Below are 20341 nucleotides of genomic sequence, written 5' to 3'. Positions count from 1 at the left end.
TGGCTAGCAAGTTTAATCACTATTAGACCAACAACAATGAGGCTGCTCCTAAAAACACAAAAAAGCCGATAACATCAGTGACCGTTGTTAAAATCACCGAGCCAGCAAGCGCAGGATCAATACCCATCTTATCAAGTAAGACAGGTATCACTATCCCAGAAATCGCGGCAATCAGCATATTAATCACTAGTGCTACCGCAATAATGGCTGACAGCCAAGGGTTATCAAACCACAACGAGGTAATAGCCGACACCACCAAAGCCCAAAGCAGGCCGTTAAAAAAGGCTACCAACACCTCTTTGTTACCCAGCGCCCTTAGGTTTGAGGTCGCTAACTGTCCTGTTGCTAACCCCCTGATTGTCAGTGTCAAAGTTTGGCTACCTGTTATGCCACCCATGCTGGCTACTATAGGCATGAGTACGGCTAAGGCCACGACTTGGGCCACGACTTCATCAAAAATTCCAATAACAATTGACGCAGCAAAAGCGGTTAAAAGGTTGATCCCTAACCATACTGCGCGGCGCCTTGCGCTGGTAAATACTGGCGCAAATAAATCTTCGTCACTTACACGGCCCATATGTGACAATTGGGCTTCATAATACTCTTGGTAGACGTCAATCGCGTCTTTTACGGAGAATCGACCCAAGAGTCGGCCCTCCTTAGTAATGACAGGTAACATTGAACGGCCACTGCTTTTTACTGCTTCAGAGGCATCGAATAAGTCGAGATCTGCGGCCAACACTCGGTCAGAAAATTCGGCAACCTGGATCAGTTGTGCGTCAGCATCACTATTGAATAACTGATTGATGTCTAACTGACCTAAATAGTGATCAGTATCATCTACCACTAAAATACTATCGGTATAGGGAGGAAGGGTTTCTATCTTTAAAGCGTCCAACAACTCACCTACAGTAACACTTTTGTTCACAGTGTAGACGTCATGATTAACATAACGACCTAGTTGTTCATCGGAGTAGTTTAATGCTTCTTCTATTAAACCTGATTCTTGGGCGTTTAATTTCTTAATTAACCCTTTGGCGACGCGATTAGGCAGTGCATCAAGAATTTCGACCAAGTGTTCTGTGGTACTAGCAAGTGCAAGGTCTTCAATGTTTTGATTCGACAACAAAGACATAAGCTGCTCGCGAGAGTCATCTCGCATCGCTGCTAATATAGGAGATTTTTTATCTTCGGTGAGTGTTTGCCACAATTCAAAACGTAGGTCTTTAGGCAGCCCTTCAAATACAAACGCCCAGTCTTCCGCAGTAAAATCCCTGGCGATAAGTGGTACCGCGACTTGATCTTCTTTAAGTCGGTCAAGTAGCCATAAAAAGGCACTCTCTCGTTGTTCTTGGCTGACCATTTTAACCCCCTTACATACTCGCCCCTATGGTATCGATAAAAGATAAGTAGCCCATAGTCATTTATTTAGATTTTTTTGTGTATCTTATAATCTGCAATTCATGCTAAAACAAATATCCATTCCTTGTAGTCCTAATTCCACTCAAGAAAATGTTTTGAACAATTAACAAGAGATTTTGATATGCAAGACAGAGAAACCAATCCACCGCCAAGCACAGACGACCCTACGCATATTTTAGAGTTGCGATATCTTACGCTTGATGATTATGCCGATGTGAAAGAGTTAATGGACGTTGTCTATGTTCAAGTCGGCGGCGCATGGCCATTAAAAAACTATCAGGCACAGCTTAATACATTTCCCGAAGGGCAAATTTGTATTGAAGATAAAGGAAAAGTTATCGCGGCCGCAATATCTGTCATAGTCGATTACGAAAAGTTTGGAGACAAACATACCTATGACGAAATTACAGGCGATGCCTATTTAGGTACACATGATCCAAAAGGAGATGTGTTATATGGCGTCGATGTGTTTGTATCACCCGATTATCGAGGACTCAGATTAGGACGTCGTTTGTATGAAGCAAGAAAGGAATTATGTAAGAACCTCAATCTCAAATCGATAATGGCTGGAGGACGGATCCCTAATTATGCGAAACACGCAGATACCATGACTCCTTATGAATACATCGAAGCTGTTAAATCAAAGGATTTATTCGACCCTATTTTAACCTTCCAAATTTCAAATGGGTTTGAGGTTAAACAAATACTCAAGGCATACCTTCCAGAAGATGAAGCTTCAAAGGGATATGCTACCTTGTTGCAGTGGCACAACATCTATTACAACGCAGAATCCCCTAAACTTTTTGGTGGCCATAGAAATACCGCTCGAATTGGTTGTGTGCAATGGCAGATGCGCTATTTTCATGACGTAGCAGAATTACTACAACAAGCTGAATATTTTATAGACGCGCTTTCGGACTACAAATGTGATGTGGCATTGTTCCCGGAATTTTTTAATGCGCCGCTTATGGGAATTAAACCTGCTGATACATCTATAGATGCGATTTGGAACTTAGCGACTTACAGTGACGAAATATTGACTGAAATGTCGCGTTTAGCTGTGTCATATAATATTAATGTAATAGTGGGGTCGATGCCGGTTGTTCAAGACGATGAGTTATTTAACGTGAGTTATCTATGTCATCGAGATGGGCAAATTGATAGTCAATATAAATTGCATCCAACACCTCATGAAAAGAAAGATTGGATCATGCAAGGTGGCGACAAACTTCAGGCCTTCGATACTGACTTTGGTAAGATTGGTATTTTGATTTGTTACGATGTTGAGTTCCCCGAGCTGGGTAGAATACTGGCGGAACAAGAAATTCAGATACTCTTTATTCCGTTTTGGACTGACACCAAAAATGGCTACCTAAGAGTGCGAATATGTGCTCAAGCAAGGGCGATTGAAAACGAATGTTATGTGGCGATCGCCGGTAGTGTAGGTAATCTACCTAAGGTTGATAACGTAGATATTCAGTATGGACAGTCTGCTGTTTTCTCGCCTTCAGACTTCGCTTTTCCACATGACGCAATAGTATCAGAAACGACTCCAAATACAGAAATGACACTCATAGTTGACTTGGACTTAGATCGATTAACTCAGCTTAGAAATGAAGGTTCCGTGAGAAACTATCTTGATAGAAGGCGAGATCTCTACAAGGTTGATTGGACTGGAAGCTAAGTAAGTATTCACTTATTTATATTGAAACAAAAAAATGCCGTATTTTATACGGCATTTTTTTAGTCAAACAATGATATTGTTGCGCTGCAATTGAGCACACACAAAAGTGCATTTTTGTGTGTGTTTAGGACGATTCATATTGGAACACCTCATCGATAGATTGCCCAAATACCTCTGCAATTTTAAAGGCAACTTCGAGAGTTGGTGAGTATTTACTTTTTTCAATTGCCATGATTGTTTGTCGTGTCACACCAACCAATTCTGCGAGCTCTTGTTGGGTCATTTCTTCGGCAAAAAAGCGTAACTCGCGGATCTTATTTTTGATAGGAAGTGCGCTCATGTTAGTGACCACTTCTGTAGTAATATAGTTGTGCTGAAAATCTAACAACTTCCGAAAATATAAAACTGAATAATAAAATGTGTGCAGTCAAAAGAGGAATGTTAAATGTATTTGATTGCTCAAAAAACTCTGGGTTTAGTTCGAGAAAAACAACTCGTCCTAATGTAACAAATACCCCGATCACCAAGATGACATAACCCAAACTATTAGCTTTATATTCGAATAACTTGTCCCTTTCATCAGCGCCCAGATCAGCTTCCTTACGATTACTTATGGCCAACATTCCTTGAAATACAATTTCAACAATGATGATAAGTACCAAAGCTCGCAAAAATAATCCGAGTGTGGCAGATTGTGACACCTCTGCCGAAACACCGCCTAAAGAAAGTATATTTAAAAAATAGCCACCAAAAATAAGTAACGTACTTATTAACGAAATCCAAATACTCTTCTCTCTAAAAGACATATCCATAAATTCCCCTCATTTTCTAAGAGTAATAAAGTAATCTATAATATGCTTCATGTAAAATATATTTAACTTTAAGTTGAATTTATTTTTCTTTTGGTTCGGTTTGTTTGTCTTTTATTCGCCTATATCTTCATTCCAAAGTTGAGGTTTTGAGTCGATAAAACCCTGCATTAAATCGATGCATTGTTGGTTTTGTAATACTTTTACTGAAATGCCTTTGGATTGAAGTAAGGCTTCTTCTCCCATAAATGTGTGATTTTCTCCAATTACAACCTTGGGTATACCATATAAAATTATCGCCCCTGTACACATAGCACAGGGAGACAAGGTAGTGTACATAATCGATTCTTTATAGGTTTGCGCAGATTGACGTCCAGCATCTTCAAATGCATCCATCTCACCGTGCAATATAGGGCTGCCATTTTGAACTCGCCTGTTATGCCCGCGACCTATAATTTTGTTGTTATGCACGATAACTGAACCGATAGGGATCCCACCTTCGGCCAATCCTTGCTGAGCCTCTTTAATTGCTTCTTGCATGAATTTATCCATTTGATCACCTTTAATGTTGGTTTAGTTATGTTTATTCGACTCGTCACTTAGTATTCTAAGCCTTACTTCTTCTAAGGATTTTTGAGTATATTCGATGTTTAGATTGACCATAAATGCGTCGATGAGAGGCATGATTTGATCACCGTAAATCTTTTTGCTATCACGGTCAAAAAACTGGGTTATACCCTCAGCCCCAACAATAGTTTCATAGGCTTCTTGTGCAAGACTTGAATTGTTTTGTTGAGCACCTCTATGAGGCGACATTATGCCTAGATTATTGTTGAATTGTTCTTGGTTATTACTGAGTGCCGCAAACTTAATGAAGGATTGGGTTAATTCTTTTTTGTTATTTGTTACGGGCATAACTAACACATCAAGTGGTACTTCTTCGTAATAAGTAGATTGTCCTTCAAAAACGGGGAATTTGAAAAAGCCAATGTCATTTTTAACCGTTTCGGGAAATCCCTGCACTGCGTAATTACCGAGCATTGACATACCAATCAGGTTCCTAAATAGTAATGGGAGACCTTGCTTCCATTCTAAGTCTTGATGATTTTCAATAAAGTAGCCGGCCGTAGTAATTTCTTGGATTTTTTTGAGGACGTTTGTAATTCTCACATCTAAATAAGAGATATGCCCGCGCATTAATTCTTTGTGAAATGTTATGCCGTTAAGACGTAAATTCAAATAGTCAAACCAAGCTGTGGCAGGCCAATTGCTTTTACTACCTATATAGATAGGAGGAACATTATTTTTCTTAAGAATTTCACAAACCTCAAGAAATTGCTGCCAACTTTGTGGTTCGGACAACTTTAACCTTGAGAACAAAGGTTTAGGATAATAAAAGCCAATTTGATAGTAGGATATTGGCAACGCGTAGCTTTTTTCTTTAAACGAAACAGCATCAATAACGGCTTGATCATATAACTGCTCCATTTCAGTAGTCGTTATTATATGGTCTATTGCAGCAATTTTGTTTTGTTCAATATACTCAAATAAACGTTCGCCAGCATGCCAATACAAAATGTCATATTGGTTTGATACCAACATTTGTGGGAATTTAGTTTTATATATCTCGCTCGTGTAGGAGGTTATATTGATTTGTATATTTGGATTGGCGTCTTCGTATGCTCGGGCTAAATTATAATAGGCGGCGCGTTGCGAACTGTTTGAAATAGACGCGGCTATTTTGAGCTCTTGTTTAGCGAACCCTGGAAAGGTTACAACCGCGATAAGTGCAACTACTAAAATGCGAATATTATGCTCCTTTTCTCCCAAGTGTAATTTAATACGTTAATCGTACCAGTTCAACAAATTGCAATGATGTAGCGGTAAATTAACGAGTGATATTCAAATTCGTTACACTTTGTTGGGGAAGGTCTGAGAAATTCACATATTAAATATGACATAAGCACCCAAAACAGCCGCATTTAAAAAGAATATTTATCTAAAATATCTTGATAATGCTCAGTTTTTTTAACTTTTTGAAGTTGCTCATTAAAAGTGTCTCGCTGTTCTAGCGAGACACTTTTTTGACTAAACATCACATAAGCGTCGCCTGTATGGATGGTGAGGCCATGAGCAACAATGTAGTCTTGTAATGCTTTGCGTCGTAATAAAGTCGCACCCACAAAACTATCTTCTAGGAATCCATCAATATCACCATCCAATAACCTAGCGACATTGAGTTCACCCATAATGGCGTTCACAAAATATTTGGACGTATCTGCACCATCTAATAAAATTGATACCTCTGGTCCATATACATAGTCACCGACTATGCCTATTTTACTGTCATTGCTAATGAAGTCGGTTAATGTCTTATACTCAGCTTTGTCAGTATCTTCCTTACGAATATATAAAGAAAACTCTTCCATTCGGTATGGGTCGCTAAAAAACGCAAATTGTTCTCTACTTTCGGTCTTTGATGCGCCAAGAAGAATGTCAACTTCACCTTCCTTTAAGGCCATCAATAAATCAACCCAAGTACCTTGTTGATAGGTTAATTCGCATCCCATTTGTTCAGCGACTGCTGCAACTAATTCAATATCCAAACCCGCAACCCTGCCTCCTACATCAACATATTGATAGGGTTCCCACGCGTCAAACCCTAGTACGAATTGACAATTCACAGTCGTAGCGTTTTCATCGTGAAGGGATGGGACTGCGTTTGCTATTACTGGGGAGACTTTGACTTGTTCGTTAGTGGGTTCTGGTTTACAAGCGTTAATAGTAAAACATAAAAGTATCATTAAAAGGATGTGGCCAATTTTCATAATATTATGCCTCTTAAAATTTCTACTAAGTGTAATTTAGTATTGATATTTTGCGAGGTTATTAACAACTTATTAACAATGGTTTGTTCTAAATCAACTCACCCAATTCTTCTGCCTAATTAAGATTATGGGAAATCACTAAGAAATATATTTACGTCTAAGGTCCAATCGTTACTTGACCTTAGATGCTACTCTAAGGATTATCATAGAGTTATTGATTGTGGAGGCGGCATGAAAATAGGCGATTTAGCGGCGCGTTCAGGAATTAGCGCCCATACCTTGAGATATTACGACAAAACAGGACTATTCAGTGCATCTAGGCGCAGCGACAAAAACTATCGTATCTATTCACAGGACGATTTGATTACGGCTAAGTTTATCAAACGTAGTAAAGAGTGTGGTTTTAGTTTAGCTGAAACCTCTGCATTGTTAGCAATAAAACATAACAAAGATCAGCATGTCTGTGCAGAAGCCAAGCAGATTACAGTAACTAAAATTACGGAAATAGAGCAACAAATTGCGAAACTCAAACAAATGCAAAATACTTTACAACAACTCGAGTATTTTTGTTGTGGCGGCCAAGAAAGCGCCGAATTTTGTTCGATCATTTCAGCCTTAGAACAGGAATAACTTTATGGAATTTATTTCAAATTTTGTGCTGCTTTTTACTGAATCAGCTCCTTTTTTACTTTTGGGAATGTTAATTGCTGGAATAATTAACCAGTGGGTACCTCGTTCTTTGGTAGAAAAAACCTTAGGACGCAAAAGTTCTGTTGTATCCGCTGCTCTAATTGGCGCGCCATTACCGCTATGCTCATGTTCGGTCATTCCAGTAGCTATGGGGATCAGACGCAGCGGGGCGAATAAGGCTAGCACTGCAAGCTTCTTAGTCGCCACACCAGAAACCGGAGTTGACTCAATCGGAATTACCTACGCACTAATGGGTCCAATTATGGCAATCGCTCGACCGATAGCTGCAATAATGTCTGCTATTTTTACCGGTCTATTGGTCTTATGGTTTGGAAAGCCAGACAATATCACCGAGCAACCCGCGGCTAAAGTAAACAGTTGTTGTCACGCTGCTAAAGCTGCATCTTCTTCCAAGAACGCGTCAATAAGTGAAAAAATTCAGGCGGTATTTGTATTCGGTTTTGGTCAACTGCTTCGGGATTTCATGCTGTGGTTTTTGATTGGAATATTTTTTGCCGCTTTGGTCACGACTTTAGTGCCAGAAGGTTTCTTAAGTCAGTATTCAAACTCCATAGTCGCCATGTTGCTAGTAGTGTTGATCTCTATCCCTATGTACGTATGTGCTACAGCTTCAACTCCTATTGCTGTAGGTTTATTGTTGTCGGGGATAACGCCAGGTGCGGCATTAGTATTTATGCTAACCGGACCTGCGACTAATATTGCTACTTTAATGGTAATTAAGAACGAGCTAGGTAAACGCGAACTGGTGTTATATCTGATGGCAATAACAAGCAGCGCATTAACTGCTGGTTTAATTTTGAATTTCCTTTTTGAACGCTTCAACTGGCAAATGCAGTTATCCCATGGTGGACACTCAGAAATGATGGGAATGCTTTACCAAAGTAGCGCGATAGCGCTAGCGGCGATGATCTTGTATCAACTACAAAAGATACTCATTCCTAAGTTAGTTCGTGCCAACTCTATCTAAATTGTTGTGTTATGCAGTTGTGTATAGAATTGCAACCGCACAACAGCAGTTCAACTAAATAACAATTTCTTACAAAGTGACTTTGACCTAGGTTTACATTTGGTGTGTTGGTGATGTATAACACTACTATGTAGCGATCTAGGAGTAACAAATGACAATTCATTGGGATGGGGATGCTCCCATCTACATTCAGCTTTATGAGCAAATCATCAAGCGTATTCTAGACGGCAATATTAAAGAAGGTGAAGCACTTCCTTCAGTAAGAAAAGTGGCGGCAGAATATCAGCTCAATCCCATTACTATTTCTAAGGCTTATCAAATGTTGCAAGACGAAGACTATGTTGAAAAACAACGTGGTAAAGGTTTGTTCGTTAAAACAGGTGCAGCCCACATTATATTGGATAAGGAACGTGAATATTTTCTAAGCACTGAGTGGCCACAAATTTTGCAGAAAATTTCACGACTTAAGCTTTCCGTTTCGGAACTTTCACAACCATCTAAGGAGAGTCAATAATGTCAGCGATGATCTCGATTTCAGGATTGCATAAGTCTTATAAAAATAAGCAGGTACTAAAGGATGTTCATCTAAATCTAGAGGCAGGGCAAATCTTAGGTTTAGTAGGGCCAAATGGAGCTGGCAAAACAACCTGTTTGCAGGCATTACTAGGGTTAATTCGCTACGATGGGGAGATTGACGTTTTAGGTTATAACCCAAGTAAGAATCGCGAAAAAATGCTTAATGATGTGGCTTATATTGCTGATGTAGCCGTATTGCCAAAGTGGATAAAAGTGAATCAAGTTTTAACTTATATGCAGGGGGTGCACCCTAATTTTGATCGACAAAAAGCTGAAATGTTTTTGGCTAAAACCAATATTGCCGCTACTGCAAAAGTAAAAACCTTATCTAAGGGCATGGTTACCCAGTTACATCTAGCATTAATTTTGGCAGTTAACGCAAAAATACTTATTTTAGATGAGCCTACTCTAGGATTAGATATCCTGACCCGAAGGCAGTTTTACACACATCTCTTAGAAGATTTTTACGATGAAAATAAATGTATCTTAGTCACGACTCATCAAATAGAAGAAATTGAACATATCCTTACCGATGTCGCGTTTATTCGTGATGGCCAAATTGTTTTGGCTCAAAGTGTCGATGACATTCGAAATAGGTTTAAATTGTTGGCCGTCGACAACGAACACCTCGAACAAGCAAAGCTTCACCAGCCACTTTTTACTAATAGCATGATGGGCATAACTAGCATGTTATTCGACAATGTTGATCCCGTGACATTGGCTTCTCTAGGTAAGATTAGCTCCCCTACTTTGGCGGATATTTTTGTGGGAGTAATGACACAGGAGAACAACTCATGATTGTTTCACAACTTGTCACCAGTTTTAGAAAAGAAATATGGGAGTTCAAAAAAACACTATTTTGGGCCCCCTTCATTATTGCTGTTTTTATGATACTCGCGCCTATATTGCAGTTGCTTATTATACAAGATTATCAATTATCGAGACTGTTCGAAAACCTAACGGATGGTAACAATTTGGTAAACGTAAAAGGATTTGCTCGCTTTTTTCTGGGCACAGTTATGAGCGTGTTTTTCCCTTTTATTATTGCGTCGCTGGTCATTCAGTTGAATTACTTCACTAGCTGTTTGTTTGACGAGAGACGAGATTTATCAGTTTATTTTTGGCGTTCATTACCGGTATCGGATGCGTTAACAGTTGGGGTTAAGTTGATTACGGGTGCTCTTGTTGTTCCCGCTGTCTTTATGTTGGCGGCGACATCTGTTGTGATTGTTTTTTTACTAGTCGCCTTTATTTTCTGTTGCGTTTTATCCTTAGGCTATGACATATCGTTGTGGGAATTATGGAGCAGTGCAGAAATACTTGGAAACCTTATAGCTATTTGGTTGCACTTATTCCCATATGCGTTGTGGATGTTTCCGGTTTTTGCTTGGTTAATGCTGGCGTCAATGTTTGCCAATAAAGCACCTTTTTTATGGGCAGTATTACCCGTAGCAGCGTTACTTTTGGTCGAATCATTTGTTGCTAAGTATTGGCAGTTGGATGCACGTTTCTTCCTAGATACCTTGCGAGAGTATTTTACTTTTGGGCAAACTATATTGCCTAGTCACATGTCAGCAGGTGAATCTCCCAAGTTTCTATTATTTTCGGTCTTATCGACTAAATTTAGCCTTGTTGCGACTCTATTAGGAATCGGGTTGTTGTATCTCACCTATTGGTTAAGGGTAAATAAAAGTGACATCTAGCCGCATAAATACACATACTGTTGAGGGCAATAGAGCCATTGCTCTCGCTCTATGTGTTAATTATTTGTTGCCATTGAAACTTAATTGCATAAAAGATGTAAACACTTGCTCTTAATCCACATATTTCAGCGAGTTGTACTACTATAATTTTCATAATCCGATACTATGCGCGTCGAAATTTTTTGACAGGGTAGAGAACCTTCTACCCAATGTATATGAGTGAGATATTGACTATGAAATTAACCCCGTCTATTTTGACTGTTTGTATTGGTGTATTGCCATTAAATGTTTTTGCCGCAGCTTTTCAGCTTGCTGAGCATAGCGCAACAGGTTTAGGTCGGGCCTTCGCTGGAGAAGCTGCGATTGCAGATAGTGCAGCTGTTGTGGCCCGTAACCCCGCACTAATGTCACTTTTTAAGAACGCTGAGTTATCTATTTCTGGTACATACATTTCACCTGATGTGAGTGTGGTTGGTGAAAGCGCTCCTGCTTATTCTAGTGCCGCTGCACTAGACCAAGATAGTATTGCCCCTGAAGCCTTCATTCCTGCAATCTATTACGTCACACCTATTAACGAAAAAGTGGCACTAGGATTTGGAGTATTCTCTAACTTTGGTTTAGCGACAGAGTTTTCAGACGATTATGCGGCAGGGCAACTTGCTGGTACGTCTGAGATCACCACTGTTAATTTTAATGCGAGTGTGTCGTATCAACTAAACGCAAACTGGTCGGCTGGTTTAGGGTTGAATTACATTTATGCAGACGCGAATTTGGTTCGTCATTTTGGTGATAACCCGCTAGGTTTGCCAGCGCAAACAGAAGCAGTGAATTTAGAAGGGGACGACAGCGGTTATGGCTGGAACGTTGGGGTTGCTTACGAAATAGCTAAAGGTTCACGCCTAGGGTTGCAATATCGTAGCAAAACAACAATAAACTTCGACGGTGACTACAGCAACCAGCTACCAGCAGCGTTAGGTGGTCTAGAAGGTACAGTTTTACCAGGTACCTTGGAGCTTGAATTACCTGCTACTGCGGAGTTTTCAGGCGTTCACCTTATTGATGAACAATGGACATTCAACTATAGCGTAGTTTGGACCCAGTGGAGTAGTTTTGAGTCGTTGGAAGCTTATGTTTCATCAAGTGAAACCCCAGCGTTTACAAAACAAGAAAATTTCTCAAATAGCTTTCGTTACGCCATTGGTGGTAGCTACCAGTTAGACAAAAACACTATTTTACGTGCTGGAGTTGCTTATGATACTACGCCTACAGACGACGGCCATTTATCTATCTCTATCCCAGACTCTAACCGTAAATGGCTAAGTGTTGGTGCCAGCTATATCCTTGATGAAACTTCTTCAGTTGATATGGGTTTCAGTGTAATTAAAGGTTCTGAACAAACTTTTAGTGAAGCAGACAACCTTGGTAGTCAATGGGGCTTCAGAACGAGTGGTGATGCAACGATATTTTCTGCGCAGTACAATCATAAATTCTAAATTTTTAATTTAAAAAGATTGGTTATCAACCTCCTCTTTATTATTGCAATTAAAAGGAGGTTGACTTGAGTCAATTGAGTTGCATTATATCGACTCAATGTGCCAAAGTTGAAATGTGTGGTACGAGTCATTTAGCAAGGTTAAAACGCTAATGGATGGGATTTTGAAGAGTGATTATGCAACAACAATTACAAATTGAAGATTTGATTCAAGGTACGGGCAAAACCGCGCAACGTGGTGCATTGATTACCGCTCATTATGTGGGTTGGTTAGAAGACGGTACAGAGTTCGACTCATCTTACAAAAAGGGAGAACCTTTTCAAACCGTGCTTAGCAATAAGCGAGTCATTCAAGGTTGGATTTTAGGTTTGAAAGATATGCAAGTAGGAGGCAAACGTCGATTAAGAGTTCCTGCAGATTTGGCCTATGGAGAACGTCAAATTGGTACTATGATACCGGCCAACTCTAATCTCATATTCGAGATTGAATTGTTAGAAGTGCTTACTAGAGACTAAATTTTAAATCGCAATTGTAGTCTTTAGGAAACTTGTTTTTTCATTACACCAGCAAACTCCAAACCACCCTCTAACTCACGAAAATCAACGTTTACGAGCTCCCATCCTTGAGCTCCAAGTGAGCTTAAATAGTCTTCAACATCTTCACGTTTTCTACCTTTGAATAGTCCAGCAGATTCGACGTCTCGGGTATCGATAATTTTGTAAATAAACTTGTTCATAGAGGTTCCGTTCTAAGTCGATTATTGTTTTTATTGACTGACATACATTAGCGCATTTGTGCTGTTTCCATCAGAAATAATAAAGTCACTTTTTCCGTCTTGGTTAAAGTCTTCCATCATCACTGCCCAAGGGTTAGGAATATTCAAATGTTCAAAGCTGATGGTTTCAAGTTTAGTCTTGCTGCCTAGAATGATAAGCAATTTACCAGACCAACTGCTAACCAGGCTATCTTTAATACCGTCGCCATTAATATCACCTATCGCTATTTGTTTAGCGCCCGATGAAGTTTTGATTGAGGTTTTTTGTTTTTCTAGGAAATTGCCTGTACCGTCACCTGGAATGATAGTGATGTTATCGCCGTTAGATGCCACTATTAGGTCGTTGTGACCATCTCCATTTAAATCAGCCAACTCCACTGAAAATGGACGAGTGGATTCGACTGACTCATGTAAGGTGAACGAGAGTTTTTCAGAACTACTCGCATTGAGAATTGTGGCAACTTCCTGCTGATTTGGTGTCACAATATCCAAGCGCCCATCGGTGTTAAGATCCGCAATAGCAAAGCCACGATAGGGATCTCCTGCAACGTTAATTAGTTCCCCAGGAGTCTGAAAGCTACCATCATCTAACCCCCTTAGAACCAGTAATCCCTGATTGGCTCTATTATCTACTATCAGATCTACTTTATTGTCGTTATCAAGGTCATGTAATTGAACTTCATGTAAGTGAGGTTTAACCTCGATGCCGAAAGGTGAATAAGCAGCAGGGATGAAGTTTCCTTTTCCATCTCCAAGCAGCACTGTCATATAGGAAGTTTCGTGATTGGCTATAGCGATATCAAAGGCACCATCACCATTGATATCAGCGGTTGCAATATCAGTAGGGTTGATGCCTGCAGATGTTCGTTTTATTTCGGTTAAGTTACCTTTACCGTTACCCCTGTAAATGACTATATTGTTATCGGCGTAATTCGAGACGACTAGATCTTTATGACCGTCGGAATTGAAATCAAAAACAGCAAGTGAAGACTCGCCTTTTCCAAGCTCCATAAGAGTAGGCGTAAAGATAGTACCACCTAAGTTGAGTGTATTAGCATGGCAAATACCACAACACGAAGTAATGAACAAAAATAGGAAATGTTGGATTCCTTTATACTTTTCCATTTTGACTCCCGTATATGATTGGCGGCGTAGCCATTAAACATCAGTAAAGCACAATTTAAGCATGCACAAAAACTAGCATAGTTTCTATTGGTTTAGATACTCTCGTCGAGTTTACTGAAGTTGCGCATTAAGGAGAACCTAGGTTAGCGAATAGTGTCAAAGCAATTACTTAACAGGTGATCGAGCAACAGGTGCTCGTGCAAATGTAGGTTGCAACTCAGGCTCTAGATTAGAGCTAAAAACAATAGAATAAAAAATAGGCTTAGGTCATCACCCCATTTACTATTGGTTCAAACGCGGTAAGGCTGTCAATTAGCAGCGCATTTCCAAGGCCATTTTCTGGGAAAATATTAGCAAAGTTACCTTGTTCCCCATGCAAGGCCATATAATTCAAAATCACGGTTTCGACTAATAAATTTACATTGTTGGCAGCTGGCGTGGCTGCGGTTTCCACCGATGCATCACTGCGCATGTAACCAATTTGTTGATGTTGGGCTTGTAAATCCGGTGTCGCACCTATTAGTTGTGGTGTACCGCCAGGGTTATAGACTAAAAAGAATGAGGCGGCTGTTGAGGAATTATCACCTGTCCACACACCTTTTCCTCGACCATTTATAGAATCGTCAATCATGCCATTGCTGGCCACTGAGCCGTCACTGCAAACATACATCATAAGAGGTACACCCACTCTTGCCGCGTATTCTAAACAGGCTCCCATACACCGACCGGCGCGTAAATCTCGAATTTCACCGGTTGATCTGTCTCCGGTATGGTAATCAAATCCACCCATAGTAATAGTGCCAGCTCCCGCAAATCCATTGATTACAAGTTTCATTGTTGAAGCCGTTTTTCTAAATTCTCCATCGCTATCGAATTCCTCTTGAGTGAAAATGCCATTATCGCCTACTATATTTGCGTCAAGTTCAGGGTTTAAAGAAGAGGGATCACCAAACCTATCGGTGATGTCGGCACTTTTCACATAGCCACAATTGACCAAGTCTTTTAACACCTCATCAGTGGTAATTTGGGTATCCACTTTGCCTAATTTCATAGCACTAATACGTTGAATTGATTCCATTACTGCCACTGAGTCTTGCTGGCTTAACAACCCCACTAAATCCCCAGTATCGACTAAACCTGTTACATCAGATGGCCTATCAATTTTTGTGGGGCGTTTTGAGGTATCAATCATAGCGGCAGGCGCCATGGAGTTTCCTCCCGAGTCTGAATTGCGGGAGCCTATGAGTGTCAGTAACGAACCATCAGAGCCCACTTTATTGACGCCATACATAGGATTATGGGGATTATTGCCAGTGTCGTTTTCAGAGCGAGCAGGGATAACAGCTCCGTTTACATTAGCGCGATTGGTGACACTGAGTTTATCTTGTATGCCCCGCAAAAAAGCGCTGTCTGAATGAAAAGCTAATCCTAATTCGGTGTTAATAAAGTCACTTAGACCGGTATCGGGATTTGCGATAGAAGGTACGCTGTCTCCTGGTAATCCCAGTTTGCTATAGCCGGCTGTACTGAGGAAATCTAACTGTCCACCGCGACCACCTACTAACACGTTCGATCCTGAAATATTGGCACCGCCTGCCAAATCAAACACTATAAACGGGATCTTGCCGGCTCCTTGAGTGGCAATACCGCAGCTACTTTTCAGGGTTTCCAAATCAGCAGATAAGGTACCCTGCGCTTTACCCGGATTGGCAAATAAACTCAATACTGAGCCACTGAGCACTGTGCCCAAACCAGCCATAAACCCTTGAGAAATAAACTCACGTCGAGTCACGGGTCTAGCGTGGCAGGCATGATAAAGAGGAGTATTTAAGCCAATAGATTTGTTGTTTTTCATCTTTATCTACCTTTTATTGCAACGTAATGACGGCACTGCCAAGCGCCGCGGCGCATACCGCTTTTACGACAGTTTTGGTGTATGTAGCGTCACATACTTTGTCGCCGCTGCAATCTGTTAATCGGGTAATGAGATTATCTAGTTCATTGATTACATCAGCATTATTAGGCTGATCGCTAAGACCAGAATTCAATATGTTACTTGTTAATGGCAGCAAAACTGCGCTCCTGCCCTGAACGGTAAACGCGGTTACGGCACTTTGGTCAAAATTAAAATCACTAAAATAGCCGTCTCTCAGACTAGTTGTTTCAACTAATTGGTCGCAGTATTTTATTGCCAATTGGGTGACGGCCATTTGATTGGAAGCCAAAAAACTGTCCATATTGGTGACCGATGGCAGTTGTTGTTTTAACTGCTCAAATGAGTCTTTTACAGACGAGTTATCCATAGGAACACTAGTTACAGCCGACATACTGGCATTTATTTCAGCAAAATTGCGAATGCCGATTTCGGCTTGGGTGGCTAAATCTATAGCGACTGCAGGGGCGGGAGGATCCGCTTCTACCACCACATTGGTTTGCTCTGCCAATACTTCAAAAGTGAGGAAGAACTCGTCTGTAGAAGCGCCTTTTTCAATAGGTATAATAGTACCTAAGGAGGATAGTAGTTGCCCTTTTGCTGGAACGTAATCACTTTGAGTTAGCAAAGTGTCTATGTTTTGGAATACTTGGCCTACATTGGCCTCGCGTCCATTAACACCGATTCGTATTCCTTGTAGTGGAATGTCTGGAATACTAACGCTGTCATCTAAGGTGTAAAAAAATGGTTCACTAAATAAATAGCTATAGCTATCAAATTGACTGACTTCTATTACAATGTAGCTTTGAGGTGTTTGAGTGATTTCGCTGACTTCGAATAGTAAGAAAAACTTCTGGCCAATACCGACATCAAAATTTTGCGCCACTTGTTCAGCGCTTAGAGTACGATTGTGGATTGCTACCATTCTAATGGAGCCCGCCCATGGAATATCCCCCGACACTTCATTTCCTAACACAAAGGCATAAGTATCATTCCAGTCTGCAAAATTACCCACTTCTGTAGCGTCTGTATCTCCTGTAAAACGACCGTTTACAAATATTTGTCGTCCATTTACAGAGTCATAATTTACCACCACATGTTGTAAGCTAGCTTGCAACACTTCTGCAGCATCGGCGGTAGATAACGCAGGTTGACCGTTTACATTGGTTTTATCGGTACGAAGTAGAAAGTCGTAGTTATATAGGGTTTGGCCTAAGGTAAAATTGCGGGTATTAGCACCACCAGAATAACTGATTATCCTAGCTGGACCTTCTTGACTCACATTCGCAGGCACCACCCAAGCTTCGATGGAAAATTCACCGGTGGCGGTAATTAGATTGTGTAACTTTTTACTGTTAGTGGTTGAGCCTTGAGCTTTTCCGTTTGTTAACTGAATTCCCCAGCCACCAATCCAGCTAGCATCTCCATTTAAGGTAAGGTCTATAGCGGGTTCAACACCACTGGTATCAAATGCGGTTGTGCCTGAACCGGTTTTAAATTCCCATTTTGCGATAACGTTGTTTTCAAAACGCCCGCCGCCAGATGCCAGAGTGCCATCAAACAGGGTTAACGCTTTACTGTTAATCAGCTGCTCATCTAGTTCTGTTAATTCAATGGCATCAGCCATGTCTTGAATCCCATTGATTAGGTCATTGGCATTGCTCGCACAATCACTCCAACAATTGTGAAATTCGTCGCGGATCCTTGCTACAAATCGCGAATTTTCTGGGGTGTCGAGTGAAATTCTGGCTTTTGATGCTGCATATGCTTCGTCAATATCACTCGATGCAAAATAAGGTGAAATAGGAATGGTTGCGGAACCAGTATGACAATTGGCACAGTAGGTCTGTAACAAAGGATAAACGTTATCTTCAAAAAGTAGTGAGCTATCTGGAAAGTTCTTATTCGCTCCAGGATCTTTTGCAATGGGGGCCTCTAGTTGTATGTCGTTAACTGTATTTTCTATGGCTCCCCAGTTTCCAATCCAGGTCGCTAAAATTTCACCGCAGGCAGCGTCACTTGATAACCAACAATTATGTCCAGTGGCTACTTTAGTTACTAGGGTTGAATCCTCGGGTGTACCGAAGTTCACCAATTGACTGGCTGCGTTGTAGGCTAAGTTTATGTCATCATTACGAGCAAACTCGGGTGACTGATTGTCTTGTACGTGGCACGCACCACAACGCTGCGGTGAACTTATATTGTCCCACAATTCAAGCTTAAATTGGGTGACGTCAGAAGTGGCGGCTACAGGCCCTGAATAGGTAACAGGTGTGTCTTCTTGAGGCGCAGGTGCAGGCGTTTTAACGACTTCGACCGAACTACCCCCACACCCAGTAAAAAACAAAATAACACCAAAGATCCCGGAACCAGTGACTAGGCGTTGTAGTTTTGAAAAGCATAAAGAGGTGATATAAACCATTGTTATTATTCCCCTTTACAGTAATCAGCGGAGTCAGCAAACACTTGTTTGATGTTGTAACCTGTGCTGGTAAATGTGTTAGTGATATTGGTAATTTTCGCTCTGTCTGCAGCGTCTTGAGGTGAGCGTAAGCAAACGTTTTTAAATACTTTGGTCACTTGGCAGTTGGCAAATCGCTGACTATTGGCGAGTTCTTGTCCCATAGATTTAGCCCCACTACCACTGCCAGGTAACGATGTATCCCAACCTAGGTTTTTATTCAGGCCTTGTCTCCAATAGTTGCTCCAGTCGTCGTTATTGGTAAAAAAGCCATAAGGAAAGTTGTTGCCGTTGATATGATATTTAGCCTGTACTTGAGAGCCTGTATCTGGGTCGACTTGGCCTACATGATTGTATTGCAAAGTGCCTTGTTCACCTTGTGGATCGCTCTCAACGTTATATTCGTAGTTGTAATAAGCAAATGCCTGAGCCAATGGGTCCATACCAGCGTGACAACCCACACATGAATTATTAAATATACGACTGTCACCACCGGGACTGCGACTCACGTCCTGTCGAATACGATCTGGACTTCGACTGGTATCCTTTAAGCCTTCAAGGTCAGTACACAGGTGGTTAATCAAAGTAAAACGAAACATGGCGCGATTGGTGCCGTCTTTAAAAAAGGATTTAGCCGCTGCTCTTGTGGTCATTACACCAGCCGTGGCTTGTTCAGGTAATCCCGTCTCTTCTGATTGAGTGGTGCGTTGTAAGATGTCTTGTAAATCGGCGCTTTGTTCCTCTAACGCTTGGTAATGGGCGTTGCTTGTCATTGAGTAAGCGGGTATGCCTGAGTTGCTGTTAGCAACGTATAAAATATCGCCGCTTAGAATTTGCCTAAAATCAATATCATCACGAACCATGCCGATGATAGTTGCGGTGTAGTCGTTTAAAGGGGCAAATACATCGGCCTCTTCGTTGGTCCAAGGAGTGATCCAGTTTTTTAGGGTGATTGAATAAAACGCTGGGTTTTGCATTGCGATAGCGGCGGCTTCTTGTATTTTACCTTCACTAATTAGACTTTCCATTTCATCTAATACTTGAATACTGGGTGGTATGCCTGTTAAGCGATCATGTATACGTTTGGCCTGCTCTCTTGGACCTGCGTAGGTGAGGGGGAGGGTACTAATAGCCAAGATAAGTAAGGTCCAATTCAATGGGATTTTATATCTGCCAATTTGCCTAACTAAATGTTTCAAATTGGAACTCCTCTTTGGGTCTGTAACAACGCGCCGGTAACGACTCGTTTGGTTTATGTTGTAGTCAAGAAACCCAATTCTGACAATACCGCTGATGCAAGTTAGGTTTGCTATTTCATACCTAAATAGTTGATTGGTTGGCTTAATTATCGAAGCACTGTATGAGTGACTAGAAAGCGGAAAAGATAAGCGGCTATTAACAGCACACTACCCCAACATCATTGCAATACCGTTGGGTTACACAAATTGTGCCATCAAGGTCAATGCTTTGAATTTCATGAGGTTTATAGAAAATATTTTGAATAAATCATCATCTTATTGATTCGAAGTGTCACTAATAACCGTCTTTTTTTCCAAACAAAAACAGGGGCCTCTAATAAAAATAGGGTTCAAAAATAGGTTAAATTTATAGTTATCAAAGAGTTAGGTTGTCACGTCGATGTCATCATTGGTGTCGTTAATTTCATACACCTATACTTAACTCAATTACACCTAAAATTATTTTGGATAGCGACTAGACTAAAAAGGCATTGATTACGCGAGTTTAGGGGGAAGGTATTGAAAACCATTCCTAATAATAGAAACACAAATTGTTGCCCAATGCCGTTAGTGCAAGTATCTAAGGCATATTTACAGGCAAAAGGTTGCTGCCTGT

The 20341-nt window shown here is 40.7% G+C and carries 19 protein-coding genes; 8 read left to right on the top strand and 11 right to left on the bottom strand.

Features of this window, described 5'->3' with window-relative positions; translation table 11 throughout:
- Positions 1 to 22 precede the first annotated feature (22 nt).
- Entirely contained in the window at positions 23 to 1363 is a 1341-nt protein-coding gene (locus KO534_RS15640; RefSeq protein ID WP_215930668.1) for a magnesium transporter, read from the bottom strand.
- A gap of 180 nt (positions 1364 to 1543) precedes the next feature.
- Between KO534_RS15640 and KO534_RS15635 the strand changes: the two genes are divergently transcribed.
- Positions 1544 to 3106 (top strand): bifunctional GNAT family N-acetyltransferase/carbon-nitrogen hydrolase family protein, encoded by a 1563-nt coding sequence (locus KO534_RS15635; RefSeq protein ID WP_215930666.1) that lies wholly within the window; start codon positions 1544 to 1546, stop codon positions 3104 to 3106.
- A gap of 124 nt (positions 3107 to 3230) precedes the next feature.
- On the opposite strand, the gene KO534_RS15630 is transcribed toward KO534_RS15635, so the two are convergent.
- The 5 genes from KO534_RS15630 to KO534_RS15610 form a co-directional block, all read right to left on the bottom strand.
- Positions 3231 to 3446, bottom strand: coding sequence for a helix-turn-helix transcriptional regulator (locus tag KO534_RS15630; protein WP_215930664.1), 216 nt, complete (start codon positions 3444 to 3446; stop codon positions 3231 to 3233).
- Position 3447: 1 nt separating this feature from the next.
- Complete coding sequence (locus KO534_RS23495; RefSeq protein WP_252732176.1) at positions 3448 to 3918, bottom strand: hypothetical protein; 471 nt, start codon at positions 3916 to 3918, stop codon at positions 3448 to 3450.
- Positions 3919 to 4029: 111 nt separating this feature from the next.
- Positions 4030 to 4467: a nucleoside deaminase gene (locus KO534_RS15620; protein WP_215930662.1), complete on the bottom strand. Its 438-nt coding sequence runs from the start codon at positions 4465 to 4467 to the stop codon at positions 4030 to 4032.
- Between the two features lie 21 nt (positions 4468 to 4488).
- The gene (locus tag KO534_RS15615) at positions 4489 to 5745 is read right to left on the bottom strand and encodes an ABC transporter substrate-binding protein (protein WP_252732175.1); all 1257 of its coding nucleotides are present in this window, start codon (positions 5743 to 5745) and stop codon (positions 4489 to 4491) included.
- Between the two features lie 152 nt (positions 5746 to 5897).
- Positions 5898 to 6743 carry a substrate-binding periplasmic protein gene (locus tag KO534_RS15610; protein ID WP_215930660.1) on the bottom strand — a complete coding sequence of 282 codons (846 nt, stop codon included), beginning with the start codon at positions 6741 to 6743 and terminating at the stop codon, positions 5898 to 5900.
- Between the two features lie 231 nt (positions 6744 to 6974).
- Between KO534_RS15610 and zntR the strand changes: the two genes are divergently transcribed.
- From zntR to KO534_RS15575, 7 genes are all read left to right on the top strand, one after another.
- Positions 6975 to 7373, top strand: coding sequence for a Zn(2+)-responsive transcriptional regulator (gene zntR / locus KO534_RS15605; protein ID WP_215930658.1), 399 nt, complete (start codon positions 6975 to 6977; stop codon positions 7371 to 7373).
- A gap of 4 nt (positions 7374 to 7377) precedes the next feature.
- The gene (locus KO534_RS15600) at positions 7378 to 8421 is read left to right on the top strand and encodes an SO_0444 family Cu/Zn efflux transporter (protein ID WP_215930656.1); all 1044 of its coding nucleotides are present in this window, start codon (positions 7378 to 7380) and stop codon (positions 8419 to 8421) included.
- A 151-nt stretch (positions 8422 to 8572) separates the two neighbouring features.
- Positions 8573 to 8935, top strand: coding sequence for a GntR family transcriptional regulator (locus KO534_RS15595; protein ID WP_215930653.1), 363 nt, complete (start codon positions 8573 to 8575; stop codon positions 8933 to 8935).
- Positions 8935 to 9795: an ABC transporter ATP-binding protein gene (locus tag KO534_RS15590; protein ID WP_215930651.1), complete on the top strand. Its 861-nt coding sequence runs from the start codon at positions 8935 to 8937 to the stop codon at positions 9793 to 9795. Before KO534_RS15595 ends, KO534_RS15590 begins: the two co-directional genes overlap by 1 nt.
- Positions 9792 to 10700, top strand: coding sequence for a hypothetical protein (locus KO534_RS15585; protein ID WP_215930649.1), 909 nt, complete (start codon positions 9792 to 9794; stop codon positions 10698 to 10700). The genes KO534_RS15590 and KO534_RS15585 overlap by 4 nt, the downstream gene beginning before the upstream one ends.
- A gap of 233 nt (positions 10701 to 10933) precedes the next feature.
- Positions 10934 to 12193: an outer membrane protein transport protein gene (locus tag KO534_RS15580; RefSeq protein WP_215930647.1), complete on the top strand. Its 1260-nt coding sequence runs from the start codon at positions 10934 to 10936 to the stop codon at positions 12191 to 12193.
- Between the two features lie 176 nt (positions 12194 to 12369).
- Positions 12370 to 12708, top strand: coding sequence for an FKBP-type peptidyl-prolyl cis-trans isomerase (locus KO534_RS15575; protein ID WP_215930644.1), 339 nt, complete (start codon positions 12370 to 12372; stop codon positions 12706 to 12708).
- 23 nt (positions 12709 to 12731) lie between these two features.
- Here KO534_RS15575 and KO534_RS15570 read toward each other — a convergent pair whose 3' ends face one another.
- The 5 genes from KO534_RS15570 to KO534_RS15550 all read right to left on the bottom strand — a co-directional run bounded on the left by KO534_RS15570 (position 12732) and on the right by KO534_RS15550 (position 19686).
- Positions 12732 to 12929 carry a DUF4177 domain-containing protein gene (locus tag KO534_RS15570; RefSeq protein ID WP_215930642.1) on the bottom strand — a complete coding sequence of 66 codons (198 nt, stop codon included), beginning with the start codon at positions 12927 to 12929 and terminating at the stop codon, positions 12732 to 12734.
- 30 nt (positions 12930 to 12959) lie between these two features.
- Complete coding sequence (locus KO534_RS15565; RefSeq protein WP_215930640.1) at positions 12960 to 14093, bottom strand: FG-GAP repeat domain-containing protein; 1134 nt, start codon at positions 14091 to 14093, stop codon at positions 12960 to 12962.
- Between the two features lie 262 nt (positions 14094 to 14355).
- On the bottom strand, positions 14356 to 15948 hold the full coding sequence (locus KO534_RS15560; RefSeq protein ID WP_215930638.1) for a general secretion pathway protein GspF: 1593 nt from the start codon (positions 15946 to 15948) through the stop codon (positions 14356 to 14358).
- Between the two features lie 13 nt (positions 15949 to 15961).
- A complete protein-coding gene (locus KO534_RS15555; RefSeq protein WP_215930636.1) occupies positions 15962 to 18448 on the bottom strand; it encodes a LamG domain-containing protein in 2487 nt (828 codons plus the stop codon).
- A 5-nt stretch (positions 18449 to 18453) separates the two neighbouring features.
- Positions 18454 to 19686, bottom strand: a complete 1233-nt coding sequence (locus KO534_RS15550) for a hypothetical protein (RefSeq protein WP_215930634.1) — start codon at positions 19684 to 19686, stop codon at positions 18454 to 18456.
- Positions 19687 to 20341 lie beyond the last annotated feature (655 nt).

The sequence above is a fragment of the Paraglaciecola arctica genome, from assembly GCF_018861065.1.
In the GTDB taxonomy this organism is placed as follows: domain Bacteria; phylum Pseudomonadota; class Gammaproteobacteria; order Enterobacterales; family Alteromonadaceae; genus Paraglaciecola; species Paraglaciecola arctica_B.
This window is presented reverse-complemented; position numbering and strand designations above follow the sequence as displayed.

What these genes read in the sequence shown, in the direction of transcription:
- KO534_RS15570 (WP_215930642.1), bottom strand. Translation starts at nt 12,929, where the DNA reads ATGAACAAGTTTATTTACAAAATTATCGATACCCGAGACGTCGAATCT.
- zntR (WP_215930658.1), top strand. Translation starts at nt 6,975, where the DNA reads ATGAAAATAGGCGATTTAGCGGCGCGTTCAGGAATTAGCGCCCATACC.
- KO534_RS15635 (WP_215930666.1), top strand. Translation starts at nt 1,544, where the DNA reads ATGCAAGACAGAGAAACCAATCCACCGCCAAGCACAGACGACCCTACG.
- KO534_RS15560 (WP_215930638.1), bottom strand. Translation starts at nt 15,948, where the DNA reads ATGAAAAACAACAAATCTATTGGCTTAAATACTCCTCTTTATCATGCC.
- KO534_RS15565 (WP_215930640.1), bottom strand. Translation starts at nt 14,093, where the DNA reads ATGGAAAAGTATAAAGGAATCCAACATTTCCTATTTTTGTTCATTACT.
- KO534_RS15630 (WP_215930664.1), bottom strand. Translation starts at nt 3,446, where the DNA reads ATGAGCGCACTTCCTATCAAAAATAAGATCCGCGAGTTACGCTTTTTT.
- KO534_RS23495 (WP_252732176.1), bottom strand. Translation starts at nt 3,918, where the DNA reads ATGGATATGTCTTTTAGAGAGAAGAGTATTTGGATTTCGTTAATAAGT.
- KO534_RS15575 (WP_215930644.1), top strand. Translation starts at nt 12,370, where the DNA reads ATGCAACAACAATTACAAATTGAAGATTTGATTCAAGGTACGGGCAAA.
- KO534_RS15585 (WP_215930649.1), top strand. Translation starts at nt 9,792, where the DNA reads ATGATTGTTTCACAACTTGTCACCAGTTTTAGAAAAGAAATATGGGAG.
- KO534_RS15595 (WP_215930653.1), top strand. Translation starts at nt 8,573, where the DNA reads ATGACAATTCATTGGGATGGGGATGCTCCCATCTACATTCAGCTTTAT.
- KO534_RS15600 (WP_215930656.1), top strand. Translation starts at nt 7,378, where the DNA reads ATGGAATTTATTTCAAATTTTGTGCTGCTTTTTACTGAATCAGCTCCT.
- KO534_RS15640 (WP_215930668.1), bottom strand. Translation starts at nt 1,363, where the DNA reads ATGGTCAGCCAAGAACAACGAGAGAGTGCCTTTTTATGGCTACTTGAC.
- KO534_RS15555 (WP_215930636.1), bottom strand. Translation starts at nt 18,448, where the DNA reads ATGGTTTATATCACCTCTTTATGCTTTTCAAAACTACAACGCCTAGTC.
- KO534_RS15580 (WP_215930647.1), top strand. Translation starts at nt 10,934, where the DNA reads ATGAAATTAACCCCGTCTATTTTGACTGTTTGTATTGGTGTATTGCCA.
- KO534_RS15620 (WP_215930662.1), bottom strand. Translation starts at nt 4,467, where the DNA reads ATGGATAAATTCATGCAAGAAGCAATTAAAGAGGCTCAGCAAGGATTG.
- KO534_RS15590 (WP_215930651.1), top strand. Translation starts at nt 8,935, where the DNA reads ATGTCAGCGATGATCTCGATTTCAGGATTGCATAAGTCTTATAAAAAT.
- KO534_RS15610 (WP_215930660.1), bottom strand. Translation starts at nt 6,743, where the DNA reads ATGAAAATTGGCCACATCCTTTTAATGATACTTTTATGTTTTACTATT.